Here is a 21350-nt window from a genome sequence, read left to right as displayed (position 1 = left end):
TGCAAGATAATCTTGCTATCCCGTGCTGGCCGGGTGGCCAGCACGGGAAATTCGGGGGATCAGTGGCCTTCGTGAGCCTGGCCGAGATACACCAGCGTCAGCATCATGAAGATGAAGGCCTGCAGCAGAACGATCAGGATGTGGAAGATCGCCCAGATGGAGCCGGCCAGGATGTGGCCGATGCCCAAGCCGATGCTGGCGCCGTTGAAGCCGGTCCAGGCGCCGCCCAGCAGGGCGATCAGCATGAAAATCAGTTCGCCGGCGAACATGTTGCCGAACAACCGCATGCCCAGCGACACGGACTTGGCGGCGTATTCGATCAGGTTCAGCAGCAGGTTGAACGGGGCCAGCACGATGGCGCCGATGCCATGCGCGTGGAACGGCGCGGTGAACAGCTCTTTGACGAAGCCGCCCGGGTGCTTGATCTTGATGCCGTAGTAGAACATCAGCAGCAGCACGCCCAGCGACATGCCCATCGGCACGTTCAGGTCGGCGGTCGGCAGAATGCGGTGGTAATAGAGCGGATCGCCGTGCTCAGCGCCCAGGCCGGTCAGGCGCCAGATGGAGGGCAGCAGGTCGACGGGCAGCAAGTCCAGCGCGTTCATCAGGATGATCCAGAGGAACACGGTCAGTGCCAGCGGGGCGATGAAAAGACGGCTCTTGGCGTTGTGGACGATGCCCTTGGCCTGATCGTCGACCATGTCGACGATCATTTCCACGAAGGCCTGGAAACGGCCCGGCACGCCACTGGTGGCGCGGCGCGCAGCGCGCCACAGGAAGAAAATGACGATCAGACCCATCAGGCCGGACCAGAACAACGAGTCGTAATTGATGATGTCGAACTGAGCGATAGCGCTCTGTTTCTCACCGGTATTGTTCAGATGCACCAGGTGGTGCTGAATATACGCGGACTGAGGCGACACGTCGCTGGCAGCAGCCATTTGAATCCTACCCTATTTGCTGTGCCCGGCCCTTGCGAACCGGACGATTCCACGATTTCGTTTGCCGCAAACCTGCTCGGCGCTATGACAACTTGCGGAACATCAAGAGCAGGAGATAGCCCTTCAATGTGAGTATCAGACCGAGCAACGCGGCAGGCCATACGAGGCTATCCTGCGCCACACGCGAAAGCAGCCACAACAGCAGCGCCGTTGCGAACAACTTGATCAACTCACCAGAGAGAAAGGTAAAGGGACTGGACTTACCGGCCCGTACGCTGACAGCCAGGCGCAATGCGAACAACGCATTGGGAATGAAATCCGCTCCCGCCCCCGCCAGCGCCGACCAACCTGCCGCCGCCCCTCCGACAACCCCCGCAATTACTGCTGCTGCGAGCCCCATGGCACCTTGCGCTGCCAATGCCAACAGGAGCCCGCGACTGGCTTGAGCATTCAGCGCCGCGCGATCCGCGTCACTGAGAACCAGAACTTTATCCGCCATGTCGTGGTCAAACATTGCTTGCTGCTGACCCTGACCGTCAACCGGACCCTGCCGCACTTCATGCTGCATGGAGTTCTGTTGCATCAAACTTCCTCGCTTTGCTTCTTTGCCCCTATCAGAACCGGCGCGTCTCGCTGCCCGTAGCTGCCTCCCATAGCCGGCGCCAAGTCGTTGATTTCAAAAGGCTCATCAACGCCGTGCCCGCTACTTGTCAGCCGCTACGTGTTCTTATCCCGCAAGCGTCAAACCCGCAGAGTATAGCGTGATTCTTTTTACCCTAGCAAATGAACTTTCGGCCGTTTGTAAGGCGCAAACAACGCCTGGATCGGCCGAAATTAGGGACGCGAACACCCCTCGCAGCATGCTGCGCAAACCCTGCTCAATGAAGCGCGGCCTCCGTCACGGAGGCCGCGCTTTATACCATCAAAACAGGATCAATCCTCCTTGACCGGCGGCGGCGCCCACAGTCCGTCCAGCGCCGTATCCTGCGGCGCGTACAAACGCATGCTGAGCAGGAACGGCGCATCGGCGGCCGGCGTGGCGATCCAGTTCGAGCGCTTGCGCTCGCCGGGGTCGCGGCGCTGGATGTAGATGTCCAGCGAACCGTCGGCGTTGTACTTCAGGCCGTCGGTGCTGCGCAGCACATAGCGGTTGGCCGGATTGTCGGCGAAACCGTGCTTGTCGTCGTAGACGTGCAGCGACCAGTAGGCGTTGACCGGCGGCAGCTGGCCCTTGTCGAAGTGCAGCACGTAGTCTTCATTGGAATTCAGCGCGCGGCCTTTGGAGTCGGACACCGTGACCGGGTACAGCACGTCTTCCGGGGTCGGCGCGCCCAGGCCCGCATAGGCGATGGCGGCGCGGCGCGTGTAGTCGGTGCCATAGGTGCCGATGCCGGACAGCACGGTGCTCCAGCCGTTCATGGGCGTACCCAGGCGCGATACGCCGTCGGCGATGCGCCGGCCCGCCAGCGGCTGGGCCTGCGCCAGCGCCTGCTGCACGGCGGGACTCAGGCGACCATACGAGAACGGCTGACGGCTGTCCAAACCGATGCGGCGCATGCGATCCAGAATGGGCGTGTCGTTGGCATGCGGCGGGTTATTGCGCATTACGTCGAAGAACAGCGTGAAGAACGAGGCCGCGTCCATGCCGGCGGCCTGTTCGGCCGGCGTGCCGTCGGGCACGGTCACGGGCATGGGCGGCGGCAGGTCGCTGCCGATCGGCGCCGACCCCACGCCGGCCCCGGTCTGCGGATAGGCGCTGCGGGAACCGCGGTTGGCTGCGGGCCTGGCGGTGACGGGCGCGGCCATCGGGCTGGCGGTCATGCCGGCCTGGATCTGATTGACGGCGGCATAGTCCTGCGGACCGCCCGCCTGGGTCCAGCCGATCAGCCAGCCGGTAGCCGTAGGGCTGTGGATCACGTCCATGCCGGGGGGCACGCTGCCCTGCCAGCCAGGGCCGACGATGGCGAAGGACTGGGCGCCGCTACCGTTGGTGCGCGTGCCGCGCGAGGCGAATACGTCGCTCCACATGTCCAGCGCCGACAACACCATATAGCGGTCGCCGGTCGCGGGCAGGTTCACGATCAGCGGGGCGCGCGACACGTCGAACCACAGGCTCGAATAGAGCGCATCGGCGCTGGGCCAGGGCACGTCGCCCGCGCGCGGATCGGGGAAGGCGGCCTTGTGCCCGAACTGGTTCACCGGCGCCTTGCCGTCCAGCGGCGTCTGCACGGCCGTGGCCTTACGCCGGGCCAATTCCATCAGCACCATCGGATAGGCATAGACATAGGCGTCGATGGCGATGTCGCGCAGCTCTTGCTCGCTCATCTGCGCCGCGGGCGCGGAGGCGGCCGGATACGGCGTCTCGGACACCAGGCGCAACGAGGGGCGCGGCGATTGCGCCTGGGCGGCGGTAACGAAGCAGGCGCTGAGCGCGCCGGCAAGGACCGCGGCGGACCAGCGGCGGGTAGCGATGGATGTACGCATGCAAGGCTCCTTATTGATTTTTTCTGCAAGCGAGCCGCCGCGCCGGACTTGCCAGTTCGGGCAAGCCTCTCTGGCGCGGCACCTCGCGGTGACGCTTTTTCAGGATAGGGCCGAACTCTGCAACAAGGTGCTGCCGAACCGTTTCAAGGCGCAACGCCCCTCATGCGCTTGAAGGCATGCAAAAAAAACGCGCCCTGGGAGGGCGCGCGGGGCGGATCCTGGCGTGCCCGGGCTGGCCGCCCGGGCGTAACAAGGATTAACGGTGTTTGAAATCCGGTTTGCGCTTTTCGGTGAACGCGGCCATGCCTTCCTTCTGGTCTTCCGTGGCGAATAGCGAATGGAACACGCGGCGCTCGAACAGCAGGCCTTCGTTGAGCGAGCCTTCGAAGGCGCGGTTGACGCACTCCTTGGCCATCATGACCGACGGCAAGGACATGGAGGCGATGACGGTGGCCGCGTCCATGGCTTCTTCCATGAGCTTGTCGGCCGGCACCACGCGCGACACCAGGCCGGCGCGTTCCGCTTCTTCAGCGCCCATCATGCGGGCGGTCAGCGCCAGGTCCATGGCCTTGGCCTTGCCCACCGCGCGCGGCAGACGCTGGGTGCCGCCGGCGCCCGGGATCACGCCCAGCTTGATTTCGGGCTGGCCGAACTTGGCGGTGTCGGCGGCGATGATGATGTCGCACATCATGGCCAGTTCGCAGCCGCCGCCCAGGGCGTAACCGGCCACGGCGGCGATCACGGGTTTGCGGATGCGCTTGAGCGTTTCCCAGTTGCGCGTGATGTATTCGCTGCCATACACGTCCATGTATGACCAGTCTTTCATGGCGCCGATGTCGGCGCCGGCGGCGAAGGCCTTTTCGCTGCCGGTGATGACCACGGCGCCGATATCGGCGTCCGCTTCGAACGCCAGCAGGGCCGCGCCGAGCTCATCCATCAGTTGATCGTTCAAGGCGTTCAGGGCCTTGGGGCGGTTCAGCGTCAGCAGGCCGACGCGGCCCCGGGTTTCGACCAGCACAAACGACTCGCTCATTGATGTCTCCGAATAAGTATGAAAGTAAGATATGGCCATGGAAAAAGACTACGCTTTGCCGCTACTTTACCGCCTCGCGCCCCATGATCCGGCCGGACACCGCTACCGGATAACCCTAAGCATCGCAGCGCCCTCCCCCGACGGCCAGCGCCTGTCGCTGCCGGCCTGGATTCCGGGCAGCTATCTGATCCGCGATTTCTCGCGCCAGATCGAATCGCTGACGGCCCATTCGGGCACGCGGCGCGTGCCTGTCGAGAAGATCGACAACCATACCTGGCAGGCTGCGCCCTGCGAGGGTCCGCTGCGGGTGGAGTACGAGGTCTATGCCTGGGATCTGTCGGTGCGCGGCGCGCACCTGGACGAGACCCACGGCTTTTTCAACGGCACCAGCGTGTTCCTGCGGGTGCATGGCCAGGACCACCTGCCCTGCCTGGTGGACCTGGCGCCGCCGCGCTCGATTCCGGGCTGGAAGGTCTACACCAGCCTGCCGGAAGCGCGCGGCCACAAGGGCGCTGCGCGCCGCCATGGTTTCGGGCTGTATTTGGCGCCAGACTATGACGCGCTGATCGATCATCCGGTGGAAATGGGCACGCCGCAGGTATCGAGCTTCACGGCGCATGGCGCCGAACATGAACTGGTGTTCACCGGGGTTACGCCCAATCTGGACCTGGCACGCATCACGGAAGACGTGCGCAAGATCTGCGAAACGCAGATTGCGTTCTTCGAGCCGCGCACCAAGCGCGCGCCTTTCCTGGACAGCTCGGACCGCTACGTGTTCATGACCATGGTCACGGGCGACGGCTATGGCGGGCTGGAGCATCGCGCCAGCACGGCGCTGATGACGGCGCGCAAGGATCTGCCGGTGATGGGCCAGCAGGGCCAGGGCGAAGGCTATCGCGGCTTTCTGGGCCTGGTGAGCCATGAGTATTTCCATACCTGGAACGTCAAGCGGATCAAGCCGGACGCCTTTGTTCCCTATGATCTCTCGCAGCCCGACCTGACGCGCCTGCTGTGGGTGTTCGAGGGCTTCACGTCCTATTACGACGATCTGCTGCTGTTGCGTTCGGGCGCGATCACGCAACCTGACTATCTGCGGCTGCTGGCCAAGACCATCACCAGCGTGGCGCGTACGCCAGGGCGGTTGAAGCAGTCGGTGGCGGAGAGTTCGTTCGATGCCTGGACGCGTTATTACAAGCAGGATGAAAATTCGCCGAATGCGCTGGTCAGCTATTACACCAAGGGTGCGTTGGTGGCGCTGGGACTGGATCTGCTGATCCGCCGGGAAACGGACGGTGCGCACTCGCTGGACGATGTGATGCGTCTGCTGTGGAGCCGCTATGGGCGTGATTTCTATCAGGGCAAGCCGCAAGGGTTGCCGGAGGATGGGCTGCCGGCGCTGATCCTCGAAGCCACGGGCGTGGATACACGGCGCTTCATCGCGCGCCATGCCTATGGGACGGCGGATGTGCCATTGGCGGAGCTGCTGGAGCCGCAGGGCATCAAGCTGCAATGGAAGACGGCGGCCAACATTCCTTCGCTGGATGTGCGTACGCGCAAGCAGGGGGAATCGCTGGTGCTGGCGACGGTGCTGGAGGGCGGCGCGGGGCATAAGGGCGGGTTGTCGGCGGGGGATGTGCTGGTGGCGGTGGACGGCTTGCGGGTGGATGCGCCGGCGGGGCTGGAACTGCTATTGGCGCAGTACCGGGCGGGGGATCGCGTGACCGTGCATGTGTTCCGGCGGGATGAGTTGAGAGCGTTCCGGGTGCGGTTGGGTGCGCCGGAGGCTTTGGATTGCGTGTTGACGGGCTGAGTTGTTTTGCTTTGCTTGGTTTTCTTGGGGCCGTCTTTTTGTGAGACGGTCCCTTGTTTTTGGGGCCGGTCTTTGTGTTCTTAAGACGCCTGGCACGGCGGCACGGCCGGTGGCGCGGGGCAACGATTGCGGTCCGGAGCGTTCGCTCCGGACTGCCCCTGCGTCATCCTCGTCACCACCTGCGGCGGTTCCTTCGGATTCCCTTGGGCTTATCGACGCCCCGCGCCACCGGCCGGGCCGCCGCGCCAGGCTGTGCTGTTTGAATCTTGGCGAGCGCTGGGGCGGGTGGTGTGCTTGGCGTTTTGGCCACGGCTGGCGGATGGGTGGTGTGTCTTGCGGGGTCCGCCCCAGGGCGGCCGCGCGGGCGGCCTTCTGGGGCTTATGCGGTGTCTTGCGATCGGTGATGGCGCTGCGCGCTGGTTGATGCTGCTTCTGAATTTGGCGGGTCTCTCGGCGCGTCGAATGAACGCTTGCGGTTATCACTCTTCCTTCATTTGCGCCGCCGTCTGCAAGAACGTATCCAGCGCGCGTCTCCTGCCTTGCCGGCGGGTGACGGCATAGACCATGGCGCGGGCGATGTCGGCGGGTAACGTGCAAACGGCAATGCGGTCGGTGGCGTGACGGCAGGCGGAACGCGGCACCAAGGCAACGCCCAGGCCGGCGGCGACGAGCGCCAATTGGGCGGGGACTTCGGCGACGGTTTGGGCGGCTGACAGCGGCAGGCCGGCGCGGGCGCAGGTTTCGGCCAAGGTGCGGGCGAAGGCGGAGGTGTCCTGGCGCAGCATGACGAAGGCTTCGCCGGCGAGGTCGCCGAGTGCCAGCCGCTTGCGGGCGGACAGCGGGTGGCCCTTGGGGAGCACGGCCACGACGGGATCGGGCCATAGGGGCATGGACTGCAGTTCTTCATCGTCGACGGCGGTGCGCGAGATGCTGACGTCGATGCGGTGTCCGCGCAGCGCGTCCAGCTGCGCGGCGGGGTTCATTTCGTTGAGCAGGACCGAGACCTGGGGATGGGAGGCCTTGTAGCGGGCGATCAGCGCCGGCACGGGGCCCATGAAGTGCGAGCCGGACAGGCCGACCTCGATGCGGCCCGCCAGGCCCTGGTCCACGGCGCGGGCGCGGACGGTGGCGTCCTTCAGGCTGGCGAGGAGCGCGCGCACGTCGTTGAGGAAGGCTTCGCCGGCCTCGGTCAGGGTCACGCGGCGGTTGTTGCGGTCGAACAGCTTGACCTCGAGTTCGCGCTCCAGCTGGGCGATCTGCAGGCTGAGCGGCGGTTGCGAGATGTGCAGGCGCGCCGCGGCCCGGGTGAAGTTCAGCTCTTCGGCCAGCACGGCGAAATAACGGAGTTGGCGGATTTCCATGGCGGCCAGTTATTTGGGAAAGATATCAAACCAGATAAAAACTATATTGGAAAATATCGTTCCCGGCGACCAGAATAAGTCCTGCCGATAGAGCACACGACAAACATCCGGGGACCTGCCATGAGACCAGCGCTCGCCGCCGCAGGCACCGCCACCGGCTGACATCCGCATTCCGCATTGCCGAGTTCCCGCACGCCGCAGCGGGCCGGCCCTCTTACGCCTTTCGAGGAGCATCGCCATGACCACATCCCCCCGCGCCCTGCGCATCGGCCAGATCGTCCCCAGTTCCAACACCACCATGGAAACGGAGATCCCGGCCATGCTGCGCCTGCGCGAGACCATCGCGCCGGAGCGCTTCACTTTCCATTCCAGCCGCATGCGCATGAAGCAGGTGACGGCGGCGGAACTGGCGTCGATGGACCGGGAGTCGGACCGTTGCGCGCAGGAGCTGTCCGATGCGCGCGTGGACGTGCTGGGCTATGCCTGCCTGGTGGCGATCATGAGCCAGGGGCTGGGCTATCACCGCGTCTCGCAGGAACGCCTGCACCAGGCCACGGTGGACAACGGCGCGCCGGCGCCGGTCATCTCCAGCGCGGGCGCGCTGGTGGAAGGCCTGCACGCCATCGGCGCGCGCAAGGTCGCGATCCTGACGCCCTACATGAAGCCGCTGACCAAGCTGGTGGTGGACTACATCGAGAACGAAGGCATCGAGGTGCAGGACAGCCTGTCGCTGGAGATTCCCGACAACCTGAAGGTTGGCGCGCAGGATCCGATGGCGCCGGCCAGCCATGTGGATCGCCTGAACACGCGCGGCGTGGACGCGGTGGTGCTGTCCGCCTGCGTGCAGATGCCGTCCCTGGCATCGATCCAGCCGGTGCAGGACCGCCTGGGTCTGCCGGTGGTGACAGCGGCCGCGGCCACCGTCTACCGCATGCTGAAGGTGCTGGACCTGGAAGCGCGCGTGCCCAATGCGGGCGAACTGCTGACGGGCAAGTACTGAGGCTGCGCGGCGCGTCCTACTTGCCCAGCGACAGGATTTCGTTGGCGTTGACGATGGCGCCGGCGATCTCTTCGGTGGTGACGCGCTTGTTCATGGCCTGCTCGCGGATCAGGTCGTAGGCCTGGTCCTCGGTGACGTTGCGCGTGCGCATGAGGATGCTCTTGGCTTCCGCGATGCGGCGCACGCCCAGCAGTTTTCCCTCCAGCTTGCGCAGGCGCCGGGCATGCGACTTGATGTCGTCGTAGACCTGGCGCGCCACCACCAATGACGACAACAGGCCGAACGAGCGCACGGGCGAAGGCAGCACCGCTTTCGCGCCGATGCGCAACACCGCCTCGACGATGGTTGGATTCTCGTAGGTGACGATGGCGATGACCATGGGCGCGTCTTCACTCTTGGCCCACTCGAAACCCAGGTCGATCACGTCCGGACGCACGGCCAGGAACACCGCATCCAGCCCTTCGGGCAAGGTGGGCGCCGGAGGCCAGAAGGTCTGCACCTGGCAGCCGATCCGTTGCAGCTGCTGCGTCAATTGGCGGCCATCGGCGTCGTCGGGGTGATAGACGGCGATCCGCAGCGTGCGCAGGTCCTTGAGCAGGGATGGCGTCGCGCGCTCCGCGCGCTGGCGGCTGGCGGTATCGCCCATCAGATATCCAGCGAACTCAGGGTGGCCGTCCAGTCGCCCAGCGAATGGGTGACCAGGTACGGATCGGGATGCACGGACCGCGTGGCCTCGCGCACGATGGTGAATTGGCCCTTGGCGTTGACCCTGCCGACACGCGGATACAGGCAGGTGTGGTGGTTGGTGGGGTCGATGCGCACACGGCCCTGCGGCGCCTGGAATTCGCTTTGCAGCACGCGCGGAAGGATCTGCGCGATCTCGTCGGTGCCGGTGTCGCGAAAGGCGTTGGCGAAGATGTGCATCTGGAAGTACGCCGCTTCCCAGCAGAGGTTGGGCACGCAGTCATGGCCGAAGCGCCGCCGCAATCGTTCCAGGCAGCGCCGGTTGATATCGGAATCGATGGATTGGAAATACGGCGCCGAAGTGAAGTGGCCGGCCGCCACCTCGGGCTCCATCTGCGAGATCTCCGCTTCGGAGGTTGTCAGGCTGGCGATGGGCATGGTCTTCGGATCGAAGCCCGCATCCGCATAGGCGCGGTACAGGCAGGCCGTGGAATTGCCCACCACGGTGGAGAAGATGAAGTCCGGCCGCTTGTTGCGGATGTCGTCCAGGATCTCCCGGTAGTCGCGCTCCGTCGCGGTCAAGGGCACGTAGCGTTCGCCCAGTTTGGCGCTGTCCTGCCGCTGCAGCACCAGTTCGCCCATGATGCGGTTGGACTCGTAGGGATAGATGTAGTCCGAACCGATCAGGTAGACCCGCGCGCCGAAGTTTGCGGTCATGAATTCCGCCAGCTGCACGCTGTTCTGGTTGGGCGCGGCGCCGGTGTAGATGATGTTGTTCGAAAACTCGAACCCTTCGTACAGCGTCGGATAGAACAGCAGGCGGTTCCATTTCTCGACCACCGGCAGCACCGCCTTGCGGCTGCTGGACATGTAGCAGCCGAATATGACGTTGACGCGGTCTTGCGTGATGAGTCTTTCGGCCAGCACGCTATAGGTGGCGGGGTCGGACCTCGGGTCGTAGCGCACCGGCACGATCTCGCGGCCATCCACCCCGCCCGCCTCGTTGATCTCGTCGATGGCCAGCAAGGTGCCATGCAGCTGGGACCGGCCTATGGTCGATGTGGCACCTGTTTCGGAAAACAACACGCCTACGCGGATAGGATCTTTGTTTGCCATGATCGGGAGGCCCGCTGGCGCGGACATCCATCCTTTGTCGAGTTCATCAGTTTCAGCACAGCCGCAGCCGCCGTCAACACGTGGATTCCTGGGGTGGTCATGCCGCCGTCCTGGCATAGGCGCGGATCAGCGCCTGCGGCAATGCCGCCGGGCTTGTCACGATCCGGTAACCGCGAAAGCCGAACATCGCGCGCAGCTGCGGTTCGGCCTGCGCGTCCAACGCGACGCAATGCACGCCGACGCCTCGCCCGCGCAGTTCCAGCACCGCCTCGCGGGCATCGTCCACCAGATAGCGCGGGTCGTGCACGTCGATATCGGAGGGTTCGCCATCGGTCACGACGATGATGGCGCGCCGCTCTCCCGGCACCTGCAGCGCCAGCGCGCCGGCATGCCGCAACGCCGCGCCCAGGCGCGTCGAATAACGGGCCTGGGCCCCGCCTATGCGGCCCAACGCGGCCGCGATCGGGGCGCCGGCCTCCAGCAGGCGGTAGTAGTACACCGCCGCCCGCGTGTCCGAGCAAAAGCCGTGCACGGCAATCCGGTCGCCGTCGCCTGAGGTGGCCTGCGCCAGTAGCATTGCCGCGCGCTTCTCCAGGTCCAGCACCGCCGCCCCTGCGTCGGACGCCAGGTCGTTGGCCGACGCCGACAGGTCCAGCAGCACCAGCGTGCTGCTGGCGCAGGGCTGGCTGCCGGGCCGCATGAAGAAGCGGGCGTCGGGGGCCAAGTCCAGCCGCCGGTCGATCAAGACCTCGATCGCGGCGTTCAGGTCGATGTCATCGCCCTCCCATTGGCGCCTCAAACGGCGCGCGCGGCTCAGGCGGCGCGACTGCGGCAGGGCCAGGCGCTGCGCAGGCCCGGCGGGCGCGGGCGGCGGCGTGCCGGTCCAACCCGGCAGCTTCTCGATCACGGTGCACCAGTCCGGCCGGCTGCGGCCCAGCTTGTAGTCCCATTCGGGATATCGGTAGCGTCCCAGCTCCGTTTCGTCGGCGGCTGGCGCCGGCTCGTCCTGGCCTTGCGGTGCGGCGTCGCGCCGCTCGGGCGCCACACCCTGCGATCCCAGGGTCAGCTCAGGCGGCGGCTCTGCCGCGTCGCCGTAGTCCCACAGATAGGCGTTGTCGTCACGATAGGGCACGGGCACGGCGTACTGCTGCGGGTTGAAGCGCACCCGCATCTGGCCCAGGTCGTTGGCCAGCACCGAGGCCAGGCGGCGAAAGGCCGCCGTGTCGCGCAGGTCGGCGGCCTGCGCCTCGAACAGCGCCCGCGCCTTGTTCACCCAATGGTTGTCGTCGTGCAGCGACGGATCCATCAACAGCCGGCTCATGCGCTGGATCAGCGCCGCGAATCCCAGGTCCGCCGGATCGGGCGGCGGCGGCACGAAGGGCCGGAACCAGCGGCGCACGCCGGGATAGTCGGCCGCCAGCAGCCGCTCCACCCGCGCATCCTCGATAGCCGACACCACAGCGACGCCCATGGGCTTGAGGCTCAGTACCGGCTGCGCGGCCGGCGAGTAACGCAGATGGGCCGCTGCATGCGCCACGGCCGCGCGGTACAACGCCCGGCGGTCGGCGCCGTCCAGCACGGTATAGCTGTCCGGCACCAGCAAATGCGAAGGCGCGAGGATGGGGCGCGACGGCGGCCCGTCCAGCGTCGGACGCCGCAAGGCCTCGACCGCCATCGCCCTGCCTGCGAGGCCGCACAAGAGCCACGACAGCCCCGCCTGCGCGGCTTCCAGCTCCTGCGCGCCCGCTTCGCTGTTCAAGGCCTCGCGGGCATAGGCATCGCGCAGCTGGAAATACGCGCGCAGCGGACCGAGCTGGCGCTCGTAGCGCCGCAGGCCGGCCAGCATCCAGCGCCCCAGCCCGCCGGCCGTCAGCTTCGCCATCAACTGGTCGAAGCGCTCCGCCACCGCGGCGGCGCAATCGGGGTCTTCGCGGTGCAGCGCTTCGATCCAGCGCCGCGCTTGAACCGCCTGGTCCTCGCCGCCGCGCGCGGCCAGCCGGCGCAGCTTGTCGTCCAGCGTGCCGGCCAGGCGTGCGCCAGCGCCGGCCCCTTCACCCGCGGACAGGACGGCTCGCATGTTCATTCCAGGTTCGCGTCGACCAGCGACCGCAGCGCCGCCGCCATGTCGGGATCGTCGGTCAGCGCGCGCGTCATGGTCATGTCGCAACTTTCGGCGGGACTGACGCCGTCGCGGATGAGGATGCCGGCGTAGATCAGCATGCGGGTGGACACGCCCTCGTCCAAGCCGTGACGCTTGAGCTCGCGCGAACTGTGCGCGATGCGCACCAGCCGCTCTGCCAAGCCGGTGTCTATGCCGGCCTCATGCGCCACGATCTCGGCTTCGCGCCCGGGCTCCGGATAGTCGAAATCCAGCGCCACGAAGCGTTGCCGGGTAGAGGGCTTGAGATCCTTGGCGCTGCTCTGGTAGCCGGGGTTGTAGGACACCACCAGCTGGAAGTCCGGATGGGCCCGCACCACCTCGCCCTTCTTGTCCAAAGGCAGTATGCGTCTGGCATCGGTCAGCGGATGGATGACCACCGTGGTGTCCTGGCGCGCTTCGACGATCTCGTCCAGGTAGCAGATGCCGCCATGGCGCACGGCCAGCGTCAGCGGGCCGTCGTGCCAGGCGGTGCCGTCGGCATCCAGCAGGTAGCGGCCCACCAGGTCGGAGGCAGTCATGTCCTCGTTGCAGGCCAGCGTGACCAGCGGGCGTCCCAGCTTCCAGGCCATGTACTCCACGAAGCGCGTCTTGCCGCAGCCGGTTGGCCCCTTGAGGATCATGGGCAGCCGGTGCGCGTACGCATGCTCGTATAACGCGGTTTCCCGTCCCGTGGGACGGTAGAAGGGTTCTTGCGCAATCCGGTAGGTTTCGAGCGGAGACGGCACGGTTCATGTCCTCGGAAGGCGTCCGTCCGGCGCGGCGGGCCGGACGGACCGGATGGTCGGCAGGCACGCCTAGCGGTGCTTGGCGTCCTCGTTGGGGATGCCTTCCATGGGGCACTCCGGCGTGCCCACGGTGGACCGGGTAAAGGACTCGACCATCTTGCGCGTGCCCTCCGGATCGTTGATCCAGTTGGCGTAGAAGTTGTACGGGCAGGCCGCGACGCCCGTGGCCTCTTCGCCGGAATTGATCTTGCCGGTATAGCCGCGGTGCACCAGCTTGAACAGGTGGTTCTGCGACTGCATGTTCTTGCGCGCGTCGCGGATCAGGCTGGTGGACAACTCGGCGTATTGCACGCCCATGTCTTCTTCACCGCATTCGCCCAGCGTGCGGCCGTCGAAGCCGATGATGGCCGAATGGCCGAAATAGGAATACACGCCGTCAAAGCCCGCGGCATTGGCCACCGCCACATAGACGTTGTTCATCCACGCCATGGCCTTGGACACCATGACCTGCTGGTCCTTGGCCGGATACATATAGCCTTGGCAGCGCACGATCAGCTCGGCGCCGCGCATGGCGCAATCGCGCCAGATCTCGGGGTAATTGCCGTCGTCGCAGATGATGAGGCTGATCTTCAAGCCCTTGGGGCCTTCCGACACATAGGTGCAATCGCCCGGATACCAGCCCTCGATCGGCACCCAGGGCATGATCTTGCGGTACTTCTGCACGATCTCGCCCTTGTTGTTCATCAGGATGAGGGTGTTGTACGGCGCCTTGTTCGGATGCTCTTCGTGGCGCTCGCCCGTCAGCGAGAACACGCCCCATACGTTGGCCTTGCGGCAGGCGTCGGCGAACACCGCGGTCTCTTCGCCCGGGATGGCCGAAGCGGTTTCGTACATTTCCTTGGCGTCGTACATGATGCCGTGGGTGGAGTACTCGGGGAAGATGACCAGGTCCATGCCGGGTAGGCCGCGCTTCATGCCCACGACCATGTCGGCGATCTTGCGGGCGTTCTCCATCACCTCCGCGCGGGTATGCAGCCGCGGCATCTTGTAGTTCACGACGGCCACGCCCACGCAATCGTTGCTGCTGGAGATATCTCCGTGTCTCATGACAATGCTCCTCGGTGGTTGACGGTCATACCGTCAGGAAAGATCTGACTTTGTCTTGGTCCAGGCTCTCGCGGCAGGCTTCGTGCACGATGCGGCCCCGGTCTATCACCAGGAAGCGGTCCGCGAGGTCCAGCGCGAAGCTCAGCATCTGTTCCGACACGACGATGGCGAAGCCGCGTTCCTCGCGCAGCGCGTTCAGGACCCGCGCAATGTCCTTGATGATGGAAGGCTGGATGCCCTCGGTGGGTTCGTCCAGGATCAGCACGCGCGGATCGGAAATCAGCGCGCGAGCGATCGCCAGTTGCTGCTGCTGCCCGCCGGACAGGTTGCCGCCCTTGCGCCGGCGCATCTCGTGCAGCACCGGGAAAAAGCGGTACAGGTATTCCGGCACGGCCTTCAGGCCGCTGCGCTCCGCGCCGGTCAGGATGTTCTGCTCCACGGTCAGGAAGGGAAAGATCATCCTGCCCTGCGGCACGAAGGCCAGCCCGCTGCGCACGCGCTGGTAGCTCTCCATGCCGGCCAGCTCCACGCCATCCAGCCGGATGCTGCCCGAACCCGACCGCAGCATGCCGATCAGCGCCTTGAGCAAGGTGGTCTTGCCCATGCCGTTGCGGCCCATGATGGCCACGGATTCCCGTGGCGCCACGTCGAAGCACACGTCGTGGACGACGTGCGATTCGCCGTAGCTCACGTTCAACTTGTCGATCTGGAACATGGCGCGCCCTCCTCTCAATGGCCCAGGTACACGTCCAGCACGCGCGGGTCAGCCTGCACCTCGGCCACCGTGCCTTCGCTCAGCAAGCGGCCCTGATGCAACACGGTGACCTTGTGCGCAATGCGCTTGACGAAATCCATGTCGTGCTCGATGACCACCATAGACTTGCCGCGCGAGATGCGCGCCAGGAGCTCGGCCGTCTGTTCGCGTTCGCGCGGACTCATGCCGGCCACGGGTTCATCCAGCAACAGCAACTGCGGGTTCTGCATCAGCAGCATGCCGATCTCCAGCCATTGCTTCTGGCCGTGGCTCAGGCGGCCCGCCTTCTCCGCCAGGCGGTCCTGCAGGAACACCTGCCCCGCCATGTCCTGGATGCGTTCGCGGATTTCGGCCGTGCGCCGGAATCGCAGCGAGCGCACCACCCCGTGCGCGTTCGGCAGCGAGATCTCGAAGTTCTCCAGCACCGTCAGGTCTTCATAGACCGACGGCGTCTGGAATTTGCGGCCGACGCCGGCCCGCACGATGTCGAATTCCGCCATGCGCACCAGGTCGCGCCCCTGGAACATCACGCGGCCCGCTGAAGGCCGGGTCTTGCCGCAGATGATGTCCAGCAGCGTGGTCTTGCCCGCGCCGTTCGGACCGATGATGACGCGCAGCTCATCCTGCGCCACGCGCAGGCTCAAGCCGTCCACGGCGCGAAAGCCGTCGAACGAGACCGTCAGGTCCTCGACGCTCAGGATGGCGCCGGGCGCCGGGCGGTCGCTGCTCATTTCCATGCTGGCGGGCTCCTGCAGGTCCAGGGTGGCACTCATCGCGCGCTCCCCGCGGCGCGGCGCGCCTGAATCTGGCCGAACACGCCGGCCAGGCCGTTGGGCATGACCACGACGACCGCAATGAAAATGGCCCCCAGGAAATACAGCCAGACTTCCGGGAACGTCTCTGACAGATAGGACTTGAGAAAGCCGATCAGCAAGGCCCCGACCACGGCCCCGGGAATCGAAAGCCGGCCGCCGACCGCCGCATAGATCACCATCTCGATCGACGCGACCACGCCGATCGCGCCCGGAGAGATCAGGCCTACCTGCAGCGTGAAGAAGGCGCCGCCGATGGAGGACAGGATCGCCGCCACGCAAAAGATGCAAGCCTTTACGTGCGCGGTGTCGTAGCCCGAGAACCGCACGCGGTCCTCGCGGTCGCGGATGGCGATCAGGATCTTGCCCAGCCGGCTGCGCACAATCGCCAGCGCCGCCAGCATCGCCACGACCAGCGCGCCGGCTTCGATGAAGTACAGCGCCTGCTTGCCTTCATCGCCGACGATGTCCCAGCCCAGCAGCGTGCGGAAGTCGGTAATGCCGTTGGCGCCGCCTGTGTCTCCCTGCTGGCCGATGATAAGCACGGTCAGCGTCATTGCCAGGGCCAGCGTGACGATGGCGAAATACACGCCGCTGACCCGCTTGCGGAAGATCGCCAACGAAAACAGATAGGCCGCCAGTCCCGGCAGGACCACGATCAGCAGCAGCGTCAACGTCAGCGAATGGAATGGCTGCCACCAGACCGGCAGGCTCTCCACGCTACTCCAAACCATGAAGTCGGGCAGCTCTGGCGCGGACGCCTCCAGCTTCAGGAACATGGCCATCATGTACCCGCCCAGTCCAAAGAAAATTCCTTGGCCCAGGCTCAGCACGCCGCTGTAGCCCCAGGTCAGCACGATGCCTATCGCCACGAAGGCGAACGCCATGTACTTGCCGACCAGGTTCAGCCGGAACGGATCCAGCGACAGGGGCAGGACGGCCAGGATCAGCGCCGCGACCAGCAGGATCGCGATCTCTTCGGTTTTCCGGTGCAGGGCCTTCATCGCATCACCCCCGAGTCTTGTTGGCGAACAGCCCGTTCGGGCGGAAATAGAGGACCAGGATCACCAGGACCAGGATCGTGACCTTGGCCATCGAGCCGCTCATCAGGTATTCCAGCGTGGTCTGCGACTGTGCGATCGCAAGGCCGGAGAACGCCGTTCCCAGCAGGCTCTGGACGCCGCCGAATACCACCACGATGAATGAATCGACGATGTAGAGCTGGCCCGTGCCGGGGTTGGTCGACCCGATCATGGTGAAGACGCAGCCGGCGATGCCCGCCAGGCCGGAGCCCAGCGCGAAGGTCAGCGCGTCCACGCGCCGCGTGTTGATGCCAACGGCGCCCGCCATCGCGCGGTTCTGGGTGACGGCGCGCACGCGCAGTCCCCACGCGCTGCGGTAAAGCAGCAGATACACGCCCACCGCCACCAGCAGCGTCAGGCCCAGGATGAAGATGCGGTTCAGCGGGAACTGCAAGTCGGGCGTGGGCTCCCACGCGCCGCTGAGCCAGGAGGCCAGCGGCACGCTGACTTCCTGCGCGCCGAACAGCGAACGGTAGGCCTGTTGCAGGATCAGGCTCAGGCCCCAGGTCGCCAACAGCGTGTCCAGCGGGCGGTTGTAGAACCAGCGGATGAAGCCGCGCTCCAGCACATAGCCGAAGGCGAAGGTGACCAGGAACGCCAGCGGAATGGCCGCGAACAGGTAGACGTCCATCCAGCCGGGGGCCCAATGCTGAAACGCGACCGCGACCAGGTAGGTGGTGTAAGCGCCCATAGCCATCAGCTCGCCGTGCGCCATGTTGATGACGCCCATCAGGCCGAACACGACGGCCAGGCCGATCGCCATCAGCAGGAGGATGCTGAACAGGCTGATCCCGTTGAACAGCTGCATTGCCGCGATGTCGATATTCATGGTCACGTTCCTGGCTGCGCCGGCGGCAAGGCCGCCGGCCAAGGGCTTGCGCACATCCGCAAGCGCGGGCTACAGCTTCGGGAAGGGATTGGGCTCGATCAGGTCGGCCGATTCCCAGACGATGTCGAACTGCCCGTCCGGCCGCGCCCGGCCCACCCGCACCTTCTTCCAGACGTGATGGTTGGTCTCGTGCACGCGCACGGTGCCCTCCGGCGCCTGCAGTGTCAGCCCGGCGGAGGCCGCGATCACCTTGTCGGGATCGAACGAACCGGCCTTCTCCACGCCGAGCTTCCACAGGTACACGCTGTTGTAGGCAACCTCCATCGGGTCGCCGATGACGCGGTCCTGGCCGTACTTGGCCTTGAAGGCCTTGACGAATTTTTCGTTGGCCGGATTCTGCAGGCTCTGGAAGTAACCCATGCAGGCGTAGTAGCCCGCCGCGTTGTCCTTGCCGATGCCTTCGATCTCGTTCTCGGACACCACGGTGGACAGCAGCACCACGCGCGTGCCGTCCAGGCCGGCGGCGCGCAGCTGCTTGTAGAACGCCACGTTGGAGCCGCCCACCACGGTGCTGTAGATGCACTCGGGCTTGGCCGCCTTGATCTTGTTGATGATGGAAGAGAACTCGGTATGGCCCAACGGCGCGTACTCTTCGCCCACCACCTTGGCATTCATGCGGGCAATGGCCGGTTTGGCGATCTTGTTGCAGGTGCGCGGATAGATGTAGTCGGAGCCGACCAGGAAAAAGGTCTTGCCCTTTTCACGCGCCATCCACTCCACCGCCGCGATCACGGACTGCGTGGCTTCCTGCGACGGATAGAACACCCGCGCGTCCTGCTCCTGGCCCTCGTAGTAGGTGGGGTAGTACAGCAGGCCCTTGCTGCGCGCGAGCACCGGCAGCAGCGCCTTGCGCGAAGCCGAGGTATAGCAGCCCACGATGGCGGCGACCTTGTCGCGGTCGAGCAGCTTGCGCGCTTTCTCGGCGAACACGGCGTTCTCGCTCGCGCCGTCTTCGACCACGGGTTCGATCTTGCGCCCCATCACGCCGCCCGAGGCGTTGATCTCTTCGATCGCCAGCTTCTCCGCGTCCACCAGCGACGCCTCGGCGATGGCGATGGTGCCGGACAGCGAATGCAGCAAGCCCAGTTTGACTGTGTCTTGGGCGTAAGCCTGGCGGGGCAAGGCTGCCATCCCCGACGCGGCGCTCAGTAGGACCATGGAGCCGCTGTGCTGCAGAAAGCGGCGGCGGTTGTATACGCTCATCGTTGCGCTCCTGTGCGTTTCTGAAGGCAAGCCTCCGGCTAGGGCTTGCACGCAAGCCCTGAACTGCCCGGGATTGGGCAGGCGCCTTTGCCCACCACATCACGACGACTGCCGTCCGCCCGCTGCCTGCCACGTTTCTTCAGGCAAAGCTGCGCCCACGGCGCAGCGAAACGCCATTCGAAGAAAAGCGATGGACAAACGGAAAACGAAAAGGCCCGAGCCGGAAATTCCGGCTCGGGCCTTTTTGCCCTACGCCTGACTGGCAACACTGGCAGTCGGCGAAAATTTGAAGACGAACTTGCGTCTGGAAGGCATTCTGAAGAAGCGTGTGGCGCTATGCCATGCGTATTTTCCCTTAGCGGCCGCGGCTCGCTGCCAAGGCGCGGCGCAAGGCTGGCGCGGCATTCTGCAAGTAGTGCCACAAGCGGTTCGAGACCGGACCTTGCGCGCAGTCCGTGCGGCGCGCGGCGACCAGCTCTTCGACACTGCCCGGCAGATGGCGGTTGGCGATCGAGATCAGACGTCCGTCGCGCAGTTCGTCTTCGACGAGAAAACGCGGCATGTGACCCCAGCCCATGCCTTGGAGGATGATTTCCTTCTTCATCAGCTGGTCCGCCACCGTGCACTGGCGCGCGCCTTCCACGGTGAAGTAATCCTGCGGCGGCATGTGCCTGGCGGTGTCGCGCATGACGCATTGCGTGTAGTCGCGCATCAGCGCGGGCTTGATCGCGCGCGGCACGGGTTCACGCAGAAAGCCCGGCGCCACCACGGGTACGAAAGGCACCTTGGCCAGGTCGACCCATTCGATGCGGGCGTCGTTCTTGGCGACGCGATGCAGGATGAGGTCGGCCTCGCCGTCGTAGAGGCGTTCCTGCGGCCCGGACACGGCCTCGAAGTGCAGGTCCAGGCGCGTGGCCGGACAGTCCGCGAAAAAGCGGCTCAGCAAGCCCAGCACGTAGGGGCGCGGACAGAAGTCGCCGATCACGATGCGCAGCTCGGTTTCCTCGCCCATGGCCAGTTGTTCGGCGTGCGCGCGCAAGGCGGTCAGCTCGCGCAGCAGCGCTTGCGCGCGCGCATGGAAGGACTGCCCCGCGGCTGTCAGGCTCACGCGGTAGCCGCTGCGGTCCAGCAAGGCCAGATCCAACTGCCGTTCCAGCTTGGCCACGGCGGCGAATACCGCCGGATGCGAACGGTGCAGCGTTGCCGCGGCCGCCTGAAAGCCGCCGGCGCGCGCCACCGCGTCGAAGCATTGGAGATCGTGCAGCGTGAATTCGCTCATGTCTGTTTTTCCGACAATGATTGTGCAAACTTTGTAATTTTTTCTCTAACGGCGCGCAACTACGATTTGCCTCACACCAACCACCGCGAGGCCAAGCATCATGCAAGACATCTCCTACTACACCGCCGGCGACGGCGCGCGCATCGCCTACCGTTACGATGGCCGCGCGGATCTGCCCACGCTGGTGCTGGCGAACTCCATCGGCACCACGCTGCACATGTGGGACGCACAGATTCCCGCGCTGACTCGCCACTTCCGCGTGCTGCGCTATGACTACCGCGGCCATGGCGCGTCCAGTGTGCCGCAAGGTCCTTACTCGCTTGACCGCCTGGGCCGCGACGTGCTGGAGCTGATGGACGGGTTGGGCATCGAGCGCGCGCATTTCCTGGGGCTGTCGCTGGGCGGCATCGTCGGTCTATGGCTGGGCGTGCATGCGCCACAGCGCATCCATCGCCAGGTCCTGAGCAATACCTCGGCCTATCTGGGACCCGTGCCGCAATGGGACGAACGCATCGCCGCCACGCTGCGGGCAGAGAACATGTCGGAAACGGCCGAGACCTTCCTGAAGAACTGGTTTCCTGCGTCCTGGCTGCAGCAGAGCAATCCCGCCGTCGAACCGTTCCGCACCATGCTGCTGAACACCGACAAGCATGGCCTGGCGGGCGCATTCGCCGCCGTGCGGGACTTCGACCTGCGTCGCACCATGGCGCTGATCCCGAATCCGACGCTGGTCATCGCGGGCCAGCACGACACGGTCACCGCAGCCAGCCACGGCGAGCAGATCGCCGCCGCCATCCCTGGCGCCAGGCTGCTGACGCTGCCGGCCGTGCACTTGGCGAACATCGAATTGCCCGAGGCGTTCGAGGCCGCGGTGCTGGAATTCCTGCTCACGGCCTGAAGCCCGCGTCC

The 21350-nt window shown here is 65.5% G+C and carries 19 protein-coding genes; 3 read left to right on the top strand and 16 right to left on the bottom strand.

All coding sequences use genetic code 11. From position 1 onward, the window contains the following. Positions 1–59: 59 nt before the first annotated feature. The 4 genes from atpB to NGK62_RS13450 all read right to left on the bottom strand — a co-directional run bounded on the left by atpB (position 60) and on the right by NGK62_RS13450 (position 4458). A complete protein-coding gene (gene atpB, locus NGK62_RS13465) occupies positions 60–941 on the bottom strand; it encodes a F0F1 ATP synthase subunit A (RefSeq protein ID WP_054455191.1) in 882 nt (293 codons plus the stop codon). An 82-nt stretch (positions 942–1023) separates the two neighbouring features. Beyond that, on the bottom strand, positions 1024–1440 hold the full coding sequence (locus tag NGK62_RS13460; RefSeq protein WP_353506921.1) for an ATP synthase subunit I: 417 nt from the start codon (positions 1438–1440) through the stop codon (positions 1024–1026). Between the two features lie 434 nt (positions 1441–1874). Further along, positions 1875–3425: a DUF1254 domain-containing protein gene (locus NGK62_RS13455; RefSeq protein ID WP_251878652.1), complete on the bottom strand. Its 1551-nt coding sequence runs from the start codon at positions 3423–3425 to the stop codon at positions 1875–1877. A 256-nt stretch (positions 3426–3681) separates the two neighbouring features. Next, on the bottom strand, positions 3682–4458 hold the full coding sequence (locus tag NGK62_RS13450) for an enoyl-CoA hydratase (protein ID WP_054455195.1): 777 nt from the start codon (positions 4456–4458) through the stop codon (positions 3682–3684). A gap of 31 nt (positions 4459–4489) precedes the next feature. Between NGK62_RS13450 and NGK62_RS13445 the strand changes: the two genes are divergently transcribed. Continuing rightward, positions 4490–6268 carry a M61 family metallopeptidase gene (locus NGK62_RS13445; protein ID WP_502802964.1) on the top strand — a complete coding sequence of 593 codons (1779 nt, stop codon included), beginning with the start codon at positions 4490–4492 and terminating at the stop codon, positions 6266–6268. 479 nt (positions 6269–6747) lie between these two features. Here NGK62_RS13445 and NGK62_RS13440 read toward each other — a convergent pair whose 3' ends face one another. Further along, on the bottom strand, positions 6748–7629 hold the full coding sequence (locus NGK62_RS13440; protein WP_059377260.1) for a LysR substrate-binding domain-containing protein: 882 nt from the start codon (positions 7627–7629) through the stop codon (positions 6748–6750). A gap of 238 nt (positions 7630–7867) precedes the next feature. Here NGK62_RS13440 and NGK62_RS13435 point away from each other — a divergent pair, with 238 nt between their 5' ends. Next, positions 7868–8629 (top strand): maleate cis-trans isomerase family protein, encoded by a 762-nt coding sequence (locus tag NGK62_RS13435; RefSeq protein ID WP_286012378.1) that lies wholly within the window; start codon positions 7868–7870, stop codon positions 8627–8629. A 16-nt stretch (positions 8630–8645) separates the two neighbouring features. Here the strand turns inward: NGK62_RS13435 and NGK62_RS13430 are convergent, their stop codons facing one another. The 11 genes from NGK62_RS13430 to NGK62_RS13380 all read right to left on the bottom strand — a co-directional run bounded on the left by NGK62_RS13430 (position 8646) and on the right by NGK62_RS13380 (position 20441). Further along, a complete protein-coding gene (locus NGK62_RS13430) occupies positions 8646–9275 on the bottom strand; it encodes an ANTAR domain-containing response regulator (RefSeq protein ID WP_054455204.1) in 630 nt (209 codons plus the stop codon). Continuing rightward, positions 9275–10429, bottom strand: a complete 1155-nt coding sequence (locus NGK62_RS13425; protein WP_059377640.1) for a transporter substrate-binding domain-containing protein — start codon at positions 10427–10429, stop codon at positions 9275–9277. The genes NGK62_RS13430 and NGK62_RS13425 overlap by 1 nt, the downstream gene beginning before the upstream one ends. 97 nt (positions 10430–10526) lie before the next feature. Beyond that, positions 10527–12506, bottom strand: coding sequence for a nitric oxide reductase activation protein NorD (locus NGK62_RS13420; RefSeq protein ID WP_251878648.1), 1980 nt, complete (start codon positions 12504–12506; stop codon positions 10527–10529). 2 nt (positions 12507–12508) lie between these two features. Beyond that, positions 12509–13315, bottom strand: coding sequence for a CbbQ/NirQ/NorQ/GpvN family protein (locus NGK62_RS13415; protein ID WP_059377251.1), 807 nt, complete (start codon positions 13313–13315; stop codon positions 12509–12511). Positions 13316–13384: 69 nt separating this feature from the next. Next, positions 13385–14422, bottom strand: a complete 1038-nt coding sequence (locus NGK62_RS13410) for an aliphatic amidase (protein ID WP_013391115.1) — start codon at positions 14420–14422, stop codon at positions 13385–13387. Between the two features lie 25 nt (positions 14423–14447). Then, entirely contained in the window at positions 14448–15137 is a 690-nt protein-coding gene (urtE, locus tag NGK62_RS13405) for an urea ABC transporter ATP-binding subunit UrtE (RefSeq protein WP_059377235.1), read from the bottom strand. Positions 15138–15151: 14 nt separating this feature from the next. Further along, entirely contained in the window at positions 15152–15913 is a 762-nt protein-coding gene (gene urtD / locus NGK62_RS13400; protein ID WP_118933397.1) for an urea ABC transporter ATP-binding protein UrtD, read from the bottom strand. Between the two features lie 32 nt (positions 15914–15945). Continuing rightward, the gene (gene urtC, locus NGK62_RS13395; RefSeq protein ID WP_251878646.1) at positions 15946–16992 is read right to left on the bottom strand and encodes an urea ABC transporter permease subunit UrtC; all 1047 of its coding nucleotides are present in this window, start codon (positions 16990–16992) and stop codon (positions 15946–15948) included. A gap of 4 nt (positions 16993–16996) precedes the next feature. Beyond that, positions 16997–17899: an urea ABC transporter permease subunit UrtB gene (gene urtB, locus NGK62_RS13390; protein WP_059377229.1), complete on the bottom strand. Its 903-nt coding sequence runs from the start codon at positions 17897–17899 to the stop codon at positions 16997–16999. Positions 17900–17968: 69 nt separating this feature from the next. After that, positions 17969–19162: an urea ABC transporter substrate-binding protein gene (gene urtA, locus NGK62_RS13385; RefSeq protein WP_059377226.1), complete on the bottom strand. Its 1194-nt coding sequence runs from the start codon at positions 19160–19162 to the stop codon at positions 17969–17971. A 355-nt stretch (positions 19163–19517) separates the two neighbouring features. Beyond that, positions 19518–20441, bottom strand: coding sequence for a LysR family transcriptional regulator (locus tag NGK62_RS13380; RefSeq protein WP_251878644.1), 924 nt, complete (start codon positions 20439–20441; stop codon positions 19518–19520). Positions 20442–20541: 100 nt separating this feature from the next. Here NGK62_RS13380 and pcaD point away from each other — a divergent pair, with 100 nt between their 5' ends. After that, positions 20542–21339, top strand: a complete 798-nt coding sequence (gene pcaD / locus NGK62_RS13375) for a 3-oxoadipate enol-lactonase (RefSeq protein WP_251878642.1) — start codon at positions 20542–20544, stop codon at positions 21337–21339. The last annotated feature ends 11 nt before the right edge of the window (positions 21340–21350 follow it).

The organism is Achromobacter sp. Marseille-Q4954 (assembly GCF_943737025.1).
GTDB classification, from domain to species: domain Bacteria; phylum Pseudomonadota; class Gammaproteobacteria; order Burkholderiales; family Burkholderiaceae_B; genus Achromobacter; species Achromobacter bronchisepticus_A.
This window is presented reverse-complemented; position numbering and strand designations above follow the sequence as displayed.

Bases quoted from the DNA above. Each gene is read 5' to 3' on its own strand.
- urtA (WP_059377226.1), bottom strand. From the start codon at position 19,162: ATGAGCGTATACAACCGCCGCCGCTTTCTGCAGCACAGCGGCTCCATG.
- urtB (WP_059377229.1), bottom strand. From the start codon at position 17,899: ATGAATATCGACATCGCGGCAATGCAGCTGTTCAACGGGATCAGCCTG.
- atpB (WP_054455191.1), bottom strand. From the start codon at position 941: ATGGCTGCTGCCAGCGACGTGTCGCCTCAGTCCGCGTATATTCAGCAC.
- NGK62_RS13460 (WP_353506921.1), bottom strand. From the start codon at position 1,440: ATGGCGGATAAAGTTCTGGTTCTCAGTGACGCGGATCGCGCGGCGCTG.
- NGK62_RS13420 (WP_251878648.1), bottom strand. From the start codon at position 12,506: ATGCGAGCCGTCCTGTCCGCGGGTGAAGGGGCCGGCGCTGGCGCACGC.
- urtD (WP_118933397.1), bottom strand. From the start codon at position 15,913: ATGGAAATGAGCAGCGACCGCCCGGCGCCCGGCGCCATCCTGAGCGTC.
- NGK62_RS13445 (WP_502802964.1), top strand. From the start codon at position 4,490: ATGGCCATGGAAAAAGACTACGCTTTGCCGCTACTTTACCGCCTCGCG.
- urtE (WP_059377235.1), bottom strand. From the start codon at position 15,137: ATGTTCCAGATCGACAAGTTGAACGTGAGCTACGGCGAATCGCACGTC.
- NGK62_RS13410 (WP_013391115.1), bottom strand. From the start codon at position 14,422: ATGAGACACGGAGATATCTCCAGCAGCAACGATTGCGTGGGCGTGGCC.
- pcaD (WP_251878642.1), top strand. From the start codon at position 20,542: ATGCAAGACATCTCCTACTACACCGCCGGCGACGGCGCGCGCATCGCC.
- NGK62_RS13425 (WP_059377640.1), bottom strand. From the start codon at position 10,429: ATGGCAAACAAAGATCCTATCCGCGTAGGCGTGTTGTTTTCCGAAACA.
- urtC (WP_251878646.1), bottom strand. From the start codon at position 16,992: ATGAAGGCCCTGCACCGGAAAACCGAAGAGATCGCGATCCTGCTGGTC.
- NGK62_RS13455 (WP_251878652.1), bottom strand. From the start codon at position 3,425: ATGCGTACATCCATCGCTACCCGCCGCTGGTCCGCCGCGGTCCTTGCC.
- NGK62_RS13430 (WP_054455204.1), bottom strand. From the start codon at position 9,275: ATGGGCGATACCGCCAGCCGCCAGCGCGCGGAGCGCGCGACGCCATCC.
- NGK62_RS13380 (WP_251878644.1), bottom strand. From the start codon at position 20,441: ATGAGCGAATTCACGCTGCACGATCTCCAATGCTTCGACGCGGTGGCG.
- NGK62_RS13435 (WP_286012378.1), top strand. From the start codon at position 7,868: ATGACCACATCCCCCCGCGCCCTGCGCATCGGCCAGATCGTCCCCAGT.
- NGK62_RS13450 (WP_054455195.1), bottom strand. From the start codon at position 4,458: ATGAGCGAGTCGTTTGTGCTGGTCGAAACCCGGGGCCGCGTCGGCCTG.
- NGK62_RS13440 (WP_059377260.1), bottom strand. From the start codon at position 7,629: ATGGAAATCCGCCAACTCCGTTATTTCGCCGTGCTGGCCGAAGAGCTG.